9 protein-coding genes are annotated in these 9,475 nt (G+C 70.2%); 4 read left to right on the top strand and 5 right to left on the bottom strand.

Going from position 1 to position 9,475, the window contains the following annotated elements; all coding sequences use genetic code 11:
- Nucleotides 1-141 precede the first annotated feature (141 nt).
- A complete protein-coding gene (locus tag AC1RN0_RS12740; RefSeq protein ID WP_492787813.1) occupies nt 142-1,518 on the bottom strand; it encodes a leucyl aminopeptidase family protein in 1,377 nt (458 codons plus the stop codon).
- A gap of 89 nt (nt 1,519-1,607) precedes the next feature.
- On the opposite strand from AC1RN0_RS12740, the gene AC1RN0_RS12735 reads away from it, so the two are divergent.
- From AC1RN0_RS12735 to AC1RN0_RS12720, 4 genes are all read left to right on the top strand, one after another.
- Entirely contained in the window at nt 1,608-2,426 is an 819-nt protein-coding gene (locus AC1RN0_RS12735) for a tetratricopeptide repeat protein (protein WP_492787812.1), read from the top strand.
- Between the two features lie 146 nt (nt 2,427-2,572).
- Nucleotides 2,573-3,859: an adenylosuccinate synthase gene (locus tag AC1RN0_RS12730; RefSeq protein ID WP_492787811.1), complete on the top strand. Its 1,287-nt coding sequence runs from the start codon at nt 2,573-2,575 to the stop codon at nt 3,857-3,859.
- A 71-nt stretch (nt 3,860-3,930) separates the two neighbouring features.
- Nucleotides 3,931-5,064 carry a hypothetical protein gene (locus tag AC1RN0_RS12725; protein ID WP_492787810.1) on the top strand — a complete coding sequence of 378 codons (1,134 nt, stop codon included), beginning with the start codon at nt 3,931-3,933 and terminating at the stop codon, nt 5,062-5,064.
- A 70-nt stretch (nt 5,065-5,134) separates the two neighbouring features.
- On the top strand, nt 5,135-5,941 hold the full coding sequence (locus AC1RN0_RS12720; protein WP_492787809.1) for a response regulator: 807 nt from the start codon (nt 5,135-5,137) through the stop codon (nt 5,939-5,941).
- On the opposite strand, the gene rpoH is transcribed toward AC1RN0_RS12720, so the two are convergent.
- The 4 genes from rpoH to AC1RN0_RS12700 all read right to left on the bottom strand — a co-directional run bounded on the left by rpoH (nt 5,942) and on the right by AC1RN0_RS12700 (nt 9,452).
- Entirely contained in the window at nt 5,942-6,829 is an 888-nt protein-coding gene (gene rpoH, locus AC1RN0_RS12715; protein ID WP_492787808.1) for an RNA polymerase sigma factor RpoH, read from the bottom strand.
- A 258-nt stretch (nt 6,830-7,087) separates the two neighbouring features.
- A complete protein-coding gene (locus AC1RN0_RS12710) occupies nt 7,088-8,110 on the bottom strand; it encodes an RluA family pseudouridine synthase (RefSeq protein WP_492787807.1) in 1,023 nt (340 codons plus the stop codon).
- The gene (locus AC1RN0_RS12705) at nt 8,107-8,418 is read right to left on the bottom strand and encodes a ferritin family protein (RefSeq protein WP_492787806.1); all 312 of its coding nucleotides are present in this window, start codon (nt 8,416-8,418) and stop codon (nt 8,107-8,109) included. Before AC1RN0_RS12705 ends, AC1RN0_RS12710 begins: the two co-directional genes overlap by 4 nt.
- Before the next feature lie 137 nt (nt 8,419-8,555).
- Nucleotides 8,556-9,452, bottom strand: coding sequence for a hypothetical protein (locus AC1RN0_RS12700; RefSeq protein WP_492787805.1), 897 nt, complete (start codon nt 9,450-9,452; stop codon nt 8,556-8,558).
- Nucleotides 9,453-9,475: the final 23 nt, after the last annotated feature.

The following is a 9,475-nucleotide window of genomic DNA, read 5'->3' as shown; positions in this document are numbered from 1 at the left end:
ACGGTTTCGGCCTTCTCAGACCCACTCCACCTGCTCATCCGGCTGAGACCGGAGCGCGCCGCGCCCTCCCTGCCTTCGCCAGGCCTTGCCGGGTGGGGCGGTAACGTCGTGCGTCGCGGACCGAAGCGGCGCCCGGCGGATCTAGGCGAACCGCTTCCGGATCATGGCGAACAGCGCCCGCACCGCCTGGGCCTCGGCCCCGACCGGATAGCCGGGCCGGCCCTTCGGATTCCAGGCGAAGATGTCCAGGTGCACCCACGGCCCCGGCGGCGCGAAGCGCTTGAGGAACAGGCCGGCCGTCACCGAGCCCGCCTGGGCCCAGCCGTCCGGATCGTTCTTCAGGTCGGCCACGTCGCCGTCGAGCGCCTCCTCGTAACCAGGCCATAGCGGCAGCCGCCACAGCGGATCATTGACCGCCCGGGAGGCGGCGGCGATCTCGTCGGCCAGGGTCTCGTCGTCGGTGAAGAACGGAATGACCTGCGGTCCGAGCGCGATGCGCGCGGCGCCGGTCAGGGTCGCCATGTCGATGGTCAGGGCCGGATCCAGCTCGCCGGCCCGCGTCAGGGCGTCCGACAGGATCAGCCGCCCCTCGGCGTCGGTGTTGCCGACCTCGACGGTCAGGCCCTTGCGGGTGTTCAGGACATCGCCGGGCCGCATGGCGTCGCCGCTGATGGCGTTCTCGACGACCGGGACCAGCACGGCCAGCCGGACGGGCAGGTCGGCGGCCATGATCATCCGCGCCAGGGCCAGCACGTGGGCCGCGCCGCCCATGTCCTTCTTCATCAGCCGCATGCCGGCGGAGGGCTTGATGTCCAGGCCGCCGGTGTCGAACACCACGCCCTTGCCGACCAGCGCAACCAGCGGCGCGCCGGGCCGGCCCCAGCCCAGTTCGATGATGCGCGGCGCGCGCGCCGGATCGGCCGCCCGGCCCACGGCGTGGATCGAGGGGTAGTTCTCGTCGAGCAGGGCGTCGCCGGTGACCACGGAGACGCTCGCGCCGTGCCGTTCGGCGATCTCGCGGGCGATGGTCTCGATCTGCAGCGGCCCCATGTCGTTGGCCGGGGTGTTGACCATGTCGCGGGCCAGCGCGCAGGCGTGGGCGGTCTCGCGGGCTTCGGCGATGTCGGCGCCGGCCGGCGCGACCAGTCGGGCCCTGGCCTCGCCCTTCTTGCGGTAGCGATCGAAGCGGTAGCCGCCCAAGGCGAAGGCGGTCGCCACCTGGGTCGGGTCCAGGCGCTCGGGCAGGCCCTCCAGCCGGTAGTCGCCGGCGGTCAGGCGCGGCGCCAGGCCGCGGAACAGCATGGCTTCGGCCTTCGCCGGATCGCCCAGGCCGAACAGCACCCGCGCGGTCCGGCCATCGGGGCCGGGCACGACCAGCAGCTGGCCGGCCTTGCCCTTGAACTCGGCCGCGGTGGCCAGCCCCTGTTCAAACGCCGATAGGCCGGCGAGATCGCCGTCGGCGACCAGCAGGACGGGGAGGGTTTCGCCCTCGGGAGCGGACAGGAGAACTTCGGTCATGGCGCGCCGGTTATGCTTAACGATTCCTTGAGCCGAACCGACGAGGCTGCGGGTCAGACTTCGCCAAAGGCTCGCCTCCCATGTGTCGCATGCCGGCCCTTGCCGCAACCATTCTGACCCTCGCCGCCGGGCCGGCCCTGGCCGCGGCGCCCGCCGCCGCGCCCGCGGCGACGCCCATCGCCGCGCCCCCCGGGCCCGTGGCCCGCGTCAAGGCGACCGCCGCCCAGCGGGCAGAAGCCGCCCGCGTCGACCCCCTGGCCCGCGCGGCCTTCTGGGCGCGTGAGCTGGAAATTGATCCGCGCGACACCGAAGCCGGCCTCGGCCTCGCCGTCGCCCTGCGCCAGCTCGGCCGCTATCCCGAGGCGTTCGACGCCGCCGGGCAGGTGCTGGTCATCCAGCCCGACAACATGGACGCCCTGCTGGAAGCCGCCCGCGCCCAGATCGGCCGCGGCCAGGGCTTCTACGCCATCGAGCCGGCGCGCCACGCCCAGACCCTGGCTCCGCGCGACTGGCGTCCCGTCGCGCTGCTGGCGGTGGCCTACGAACAGGCCGACCGCGACGACGAGGCGGTCGCCGCCCACCGCCAGGCTCTGGCGCTGGCGCCGAACGAGCCGGCCGTGCTGACCAATCTCGCCCTCTACTACGCCGCCCACGGCGACCTGCCCCAGGCCGAGCGGCTGCTGCGCCAGGCCGCCGCCCTGCCAAAGGCCGACGCCCGGGTGCGACAGAACCTCGCGCTGGTCGTCGGTCTGCAGGGCCGGCTGCCGGAGGCCGAGCAACTGGTCCGTCAGGACCTGCCGCCCGACCAGGCCGCCAACAACATCGCCTGGCTGCGCGCCGCGACGGCGCGGGCTCCCACCGGCGAGGGCCGGTCGTGGACCGCCGTGACCCGCGGCGGCGGCTCCTGACACTTTCCGGATGGACGGACCGGCGCCGGCGTTGCTATAGCCGCCGCGGTCGCTTCGCGCGGCCCTACAACTGATCCCAGTCCACGCGCCGAGGAGCCTGTCGAAGGGCGCGCTGGATCGACCCGGCAGGCGGGAGGATCGTATCCATGGCCAATGTGACCGTAGTCGGCGCCCAGTGGGGCGACGAGGGCAAGGGCAAGATCGTCGACTGGCTGAGCAACCGCGCCGACGTGGTCGTGCGGTTCCAGGGCGGTCATAACGCCGGCCATACGCTGGTGGTCGACGGCAAGGTCTACAAGCTGGCGCTGCTGCCCTCGGGCGTGGTCCAGGGCAAGCTGTCGGTGATCGGCAACGGCGTGGTCGTCGATCCCTGGCATCTGCTGGGCGAGATCGAGAAGATCGCCGAACAGGGCGTGGCCATCACCCCCGGGCTGCTGGTGCTGGCCGACAACGCCTGCCTGATCCTGCCGGTGCACAAGGACCTCGACCAGGCCCGCGAAGCCCAGTCGACCCAGAAGATCGGCACCACCGGCCGCGGCATCGGCCCGGCCTACGAGGACAAGGTCGGCCGCCGGGCGATCCGCGTGGCCGACCTCGCCGATCCCGAAGCCCTGCAGGCCAAGATCGACCGGCTGCTGGCGCACCACGGCGCGCTGCGGCGGGGTCTCGGCCTGCCCGAGGCCGACGGCAAGGCGCTGCTGGCCGACCTGCTCGCGCTGGCGCCGAAGATCCTGCCCTACGCCCAGCCCGCCTGGCGGCTGCTCGACCAGGCCTACAAGGCCGGCCGCCGCATCCTGTTCGAGGGGGCCCAGGGCGCGCTGCTCGACGTCGACCACGGCACCTATCCGTTCGTGACCTCATCCAACACCGTCGCCGGACAGGCGGCCGCCGGTTCGGGCATGGGCCCGCATGGCCCAGGCTACGTGCTGGGCATCGTCAAGGCCTACACCACCCGCGTCGGCGAGGGCCCCTTCGCCGCGGAACTGAACGATGACGTGGGCCAGCACCTGGCCACGGTCGGTCGCGAGGTGGGCACCAACACCGGCCGCGGCCGCCGCTGCGGCTGGTTCGACGCGGTGCTGGTGCGCCAGTCGGTGGCCATCAACGGCATCGCCGGCATCGCCCTGACCAAGCTGGACGTGCTCGACGGCCTGAAGACGCTGAAGATCTGCGTCGGCTACGACATCAACGGCGTGGTTTACGACTATCTGCCCGCGGGCATGCGCGACCAGGCCGCCGCCGTGCCGATCTACGAAGAGATGGAAGGGTGGTCCGAAAGCACCCAGGGCGCCCGCTCGTTCCGCGACCTCAACGCCAACGCCATCAAGTACGTCCGTCGCATCGAGGAGCTGATCGGCGCGCCGGTCGCGCTGCTGTCGACCAGCCCCGAACGCGACGACACCATCCTCATGCGCGATCCTTTCCAGGGATAAACCGTTAACCCTGTCCGGTAATCGAATGCTCAGGTCGGGCGACTAGCGTTATCCGGTCAAAGGGGGATCGGGTGCGGGCTAGACGCAGGGCAAAACTGGCGGCGACGACGGACCGCACGGCGCGCAGCCTGCGGTCGCTCGAGCGTACGGCGTCGACGAGCCGTGTGCTGAACCTGCTGGCCATCGCGGCCCAGAACGGCGGCCGGCCCGACTGGTCCGAGCGGCCGCTGTTCCGCAATCGCGTGCTCAACGCCTCGATGATCCTCAAGCACCGGCTGCGCCCCGACGAGACCTACGTCTTCGACGATTACCGGACCTCGGCGACCAAGATCATCATTCCGTTCGAGCGCAGCGACCTGGCGCTGGGCGGCCAGTCGTTCTTCGTCGGCCAGCGCGGCTGGATGGACCTGCTGCGCGAGGCCTGCGCCGACAACCGCGCGCTCGATCACGACGTCAACGTGCTGCGGCTGCTGGACAGCCTGCCCTCGCTCGATCCGTTCCTGCTGCGGGAGCACCTGCGGCGGCACAATCACCATGTCGCCCCGTGCTACTTCGCCATCTCCACGGCCGATCTCGAGGCCATGCACGGCTATGTCGCGATGCAGGTCGAGGAACTGGTCAAGCTGGCCTACGCCAGGACGGGGCAGGGCGCCTTCACCGGCCGGCTGGTCGAGGCGCTGCTTTCGACTGATATCGACGAGCGGCTCGAGCCGCTGCGCGTCACCTTCATGCTCGAGGGGCACGAGTTCAGCGAGGGCGTCTTCAGTTGGAAGGGCTTCCTCTACTACAAATGGATGCTCACCGTGCTGCAGCCGCAGCTGGCCGCGGTGGCGCGCGAGATCGGCACGCTGACCATCTCCGGTCCGCGCGACCTGGAGACCGGCCAGTACCTCGACGCGGCGCGCGACAGGCTCAAGCGGGCGATCCTCACCCAGCGCGGCGAGATCGACCGGGCGCTGGCGGCCTACGACCGGGCGTTCGAGGGGCTGACCCAGCGCGGCGATCCGAAGGCCTTCCGGCGCTTTCTGCTCGACGCCCCGCGGCAGTTCCTGTCGCTCGGCGAGAAGGTCGGGCAGGTCTCCCACATCGCCAGCTTCTGGCGCTATCGCTTCCCGTCCAGCCGGCTGGCGACGGTCATGGTCGACGAGGCCATCGACATCTTCCAGGACTTCGAGGCCGGCCTCGGCGAACAATTGGCAATCTAGGTGTCGTCAAGCCGATCTTTACCGGTTCGGCGCAGACTTCCCTTGTGAGACAGGGTTAGCGGAGCGGGACTTGTTCAACGCCGACGAAAAGCTGCACCAGCGCCTGGGGCCGCATATGCAGCGGATCCTGATCGTCGACCCGCAGCCGGCGTCGGTGAAGCTGCTCGGCGACCTGCTCCGTTCGATCGTCTCGACCCAGATCGTCACCGCGCCGAACGACGCCAAGGCCCTTCAGCTGGCGGCGGTCTTCGATCCGCAGATCATCTTCATGGAGCACTCCGGCGCGCACATGGACGGCGCCCGTCTGGCCAAGGCGATCCGCCGCAGCGAGTTCGCCTGCCGCAAGGCGCCGATCATCATGGTCACGGGCGAGGCGACGGCCGGGGCGATCCTCGGCGCGCGCGACGCGGGGGTCCACGAGTTCCTGCGCAAGCCGTTCACCATCAAGGACCTGCTGCGCCGGCTCGAGGCCGTGGCGCTCAAGCCGCGCGACTGGGTCGAGGCCGTGCAGTACATCGGGCCTGACCGCCGCCGGTTCAACTCGGGCGACTACGCCGGCCCGCGCAAGCGCAAGTCCGACGCCCGCAAGACGCCGGACGAGGCGCGTCTGGTGCAGGCGCTGAAGATCGTCCGCGCCGCCGCCGGCGCGCTGGACAGCGACTGGCCCCAGGCCCGCCGCGCGCTGCTGGCGCAGGCCGCCGACATCCAGAAGGTGGCCGTTTCGGTCAATGACATGACGCTGATGTCGGCCGCCGCGGCGCTCAGCCGTCAGCTGACGGACGAGACCGCGACCGACCGCGCCGCGCTCAATGCGGCGATCAACGGCCTGCTGGCGTTCATGCCCAAGGAAGAGCAGGACGCCGCAAGGGCGGCCTGATCAGGCCTCGACGAGGTTCCGCTCAAGGGCGGCGGCCCGCATGGACTTCTGCAGCTTTTCGAACGCCCGCACCTCGATCTGGCGCACACGCTCGCGGCTGACGCCGTACTCGGCGGCCAGCTCCTCCAGCGTGGTCGGATCGTCCTTCAGCCGGCGCTGGGTCAGGATGTGCCGTTCGCGATCCGACAGCTCGGCCATGGCTTCCTGCAACAGGTCCATGCGCAGGCTGCTTTCCTCGGCCTCGGCGACCTGGGTCTCCTGGCTGACGGCGTTGTCGTCGGCCAGCCAGTCCTGCCATTCGCTTTCGCCGTCAACGCGCATCGGCGCGTTCAGCGAGGCGTCGCCGCCGGACAGACGGCGGTTCATCGAGATGACCTCCTCGTCCAGCACGCCCAGCTTCGTCGCGATTGTCTTCACATGCTCGGGATGCAGGTCGCCTTCCTCGAAGGCGCTGATCTCGGCCTTGGCCTTGCGCAGGTTGAAGAACAGCTTCTTCTGCGCCGCCGTGGTGCCCATCTTCACGAGCGACCAGCTGCGCAGGATGTATTCCTGGATCGAGGCGCGGATCCACCACATGGCGTAGGTCGCCAGGCGGAAGCCCTTTTCCGGTTCGAACTTCTTCACCGCCTGCATCAGGCCGACGTTGCCCTCGGAGATCACTTCCCCGATCGGCAGGCCGTAGCCGCGATAGCCCATGGCGATCTTCGCCACGAGGCGCAGGTGGCTGGTGACGAGGCGATGCGCCGCTTCGGAGTCCTGGTGTTCCTTCCAGGCCTTGGCGAGCATGAACTCCTCGTCGCGGGCGAGCATCGGGAACTTGCGGATGTCGGTCAGATAGCGCGACAGGCCGCCATCGGGCGTCATTACGGCGAGAGACGTTGTGGCCATTGTGCGGTCCCCTTCTTACTCGGGTGCGTGGCCGACAAACGTGGTCCCGCGCCCCCCTGACTTCCGAGATAGGAAGCCGTTCCGGCCGTTTGAAGGCCAGTGACCAATTTGTAATCCCTGACTGTGGCGCTCGGGTATCGAGAATGTGTCGGTAGGTTGTCAGAAAAGATGCACGGCCGGCGGGGCGGGTGTCCCGAGATTGTCCCGACCTGTCCCGAGATTATCGGTCCCGCGAGTCCCGCTTGTCCGCGGACTCCGTCAGGGGGAGGGAAGCCTCGCCAGCCCCTCCTCCAGCGCCCGCATATCCGCCGGCAACGGCGTCTCGAACCGCAGCGTCTCGCCGGTGATCGGATGGACGAAGCCCAGCACAGCGGCGTGCAGCGCCTGACGGGTCAGGCCGGCGGCGGCGATGGCGTCGCGGACCGCGGGGGCTGGAGGGCCCGACCCGTAGGTCGGGTCGCCGAGGCAGGGCGCGCCCTTGCTGGCGAGGTGCACGCGGATCTGGTGCGTGCGGCCGGTTTCCAGCCGGCAGGACACCCGCGCGGCCAGCGGCCTGGCCTGCGGGCCGAAAGTCCGGTCCACATGGTAGTGGGTGATCGCCTCGCGGCCGCCGGTCTTGAGGATGGCCATCTTCTTGCGGTCGTGCTGGCTGCGGCCGAGCCGGGTCGTGATCGTGCCCTTCGAGGGGCTGGGCGCGCCGCGCGTCAGGGCGATGTACAGCCGGTCGATGTCGTGGCTGGCGAACAACGCTGACAGGCCCTGGTGCGCCGCGTCGGTCTTGGCCGCGACCATCACGCCGCTGGTGTCCTTGTCGAGCCGGTGGACGATGCCGGGCCGGGCCACCCCGCCGATGCCCGACAGGCTGGCCCCGCAGTGGTGCAGCAGGGCGTTGACCAGGGTGCCGCTGGGCGTGCCGGGTCCCGGATGGGCGGCCATGCCGGCCGGCTTGTCGACGACGATCAGGTGTTCGTCCTCGAACAGCACCGCCAGCGGGATCGCCTCGGCGACGACTTCGGTCGACTCGGGCGGCGGGATCAGCAGGCGATAGAGGCCGGCCGTCGCCTTGCCGGAAGCGTCGGTGACCGCCGATCCGTCGCGTGTGACCATCCCCGCCGCCATCAGCGCCTGGACGCGGCCGCGCGACAGCTCGGCCAGGCGGTCGGCCAGGACCTTGTCCAGCCGCCCGCCCGCCTCGTCGGGGGTGATCTCGATGATTCGCTCGCCGGGCTGATCCGGTTCGAGCGCCTCTTCGTCGTCGGGAAGGTCGGGGGCGTCGGTCACGCCTTGCCGGTCGCCTTTTCCTCGTGGCCCGTGATCGAGCCTTCCTTGAACAGGTACTCGCGCAGGTTCTTGTCGACCTCCGGGTCGCTGCGGCGCAGCCACTCCAGCGCCATGGCCGCGTGCTCCAGCTCCTCGGCCGCGTTGTGCAGCAGGATCTTCTTCAGTTCCTCGTCCTCGCAGTCGTCGGCCCGCTGGCGATACCAGTCCACCGCCTCGAGTTCCTCGATCAGCGAGGTGATGGCGTAGTGCTGCAGCAGCGTCTTCTTGCTCAGCTTTTCGCGCGGGACATGCAGGCCTTCACTCGACATCGGCGGCTCCGTTGGATTGAGGTGGGAAACACCTAACGCGGACAGGGCGGATACGCACCCTCCAACCGCTCGTCATGCCGACGGTAGCGTGCGGGGACAGGATAACCTGTCCCCGTCAGGCCGTCAGTCCGATGACCTCAGCCGGTCAGGTGGCCGCCGGCCGATTCCCCGCGCGACAGGCTGGTGGCGACGGGGGCCATCAGGAACAGCTCGCCGCCGGCCCGTTCGGCCGCCGGGCCGATGTCGCGGATCAGGTAGCGTTCGATGTTGTCGGGCACCGAACCCTCCGGCGCGAGCGGGTGACGCTGCAGCAGCTTGGCGCAGGTCGCGTCGTCGGCCGCCCGGTCGCCGCTGAGGTCGCCGATCCGCTCCAGGATGATCGGATAGGCGGACGGGCTGCGGGCCGCGTTCAGCGCCGCGCCCATCACCAGCCCGTCGAGCATCGAGGCCTTGGGCAGGGGCACGCCGTTGAGGATCAGGTAGATCGGCGTGTAGCCGACCGTGTCGTAGACGGTGACGAACAGCTGGCCCTCGACCGGCAGCATCAACCCCTCGAACAGCAGGCCCGCCCCGCCGAACTGGATGCTCAGCAGGCCGTTCGACTCGCGCCGGATCATCCCGTGATCATGGAAGAACCGGTGCTGCATCAGCATCGAGGGGCGGGTGGTGCGCCAGAATCCTTCGTAGGCGGCCCCGCGACGCTCCGTCGTCAGCCGCGCCTGTTCGAGCATCGCCGGCGGATAGCCGGCCAGCGCCGGGGCGGTCGGCGGCGGCGTCTCCGCCTGGCCCCCGAACAGCGCCCGCAGGCTCGAGGGCTCGCGGTCCCAGTCGAGCATCGAAAAGCCCGGCTTGCGGCCGGCGATCAGGGTGGTGAGGGCGGCGAGATTGTGCTCCGACGGACGGACCGCGCCCGTGGCCCAGCGGGCCACGACCGACTTGTCGACGCCCAGATCGGCGGCCAGCCGGCCGCGGCTGAAGGACAGCGCCTTCATCACCAGATCGAGCTTGGCCGGGAAGTCCGTCAGTCGCCCCATGGAGGAAGGATTCCACGTCTGCA

The sequence above is a fragment of the Caulobacter sp. GW821-FHT12F03 genome, from assembly GCF_058806855.1.
This window is presented reverse-complemented; position numbering and strand designations above follow the sequence as displayed.

Bases quoted from the DNA above. Each gene is read 5' to 3' on its own strand.
- AC1RN0_RS12735 (WP_492787812.1), top strand. From the start codon at position 1,608: ATGCCGGCCCTTGCCGCAACCATTCTGACCCTCGCCGCCGGGCCGGCC.
- AC1RN0_RS12740 (WP_492787813.1), bottom strand. From the start codon at position 1,518: ATGACCGAAGTTCTCCTGTCCGCTCCCGAGGGCGAAACCCTCCCCGTC.
- AC1RN0_RS12730 (WP_492787811.1), top strand. From the start codon at position 2,573: ATGGCCAATGTGACCGTAGTCGGCGCCCAGTGGGGCGACGAGGGCAAG.
- AC1RN0_RS12700 (WP_492787805.1), bottom strand. From the start codon at position 9,452: ATGGGGCGACTGACGGACTTCCCGGCCAAGCTCGATCTGGTGATGAAG.
- AC1RN0_RS12705 (WP_492787806.1), bottom strand. From the start codon at position 8,418: ATGTCGAGTGAAGGCCTGCATGTCCCGCGCGAAAAGCTGAGCAAGAAG.
- rpoH (WP_492787808.1), bottom strand. From the start codon at position 6,829: ATGGCCACAACGTCTCTCGCCGTAATGACGCCCGATGGCGGCCTGTCG.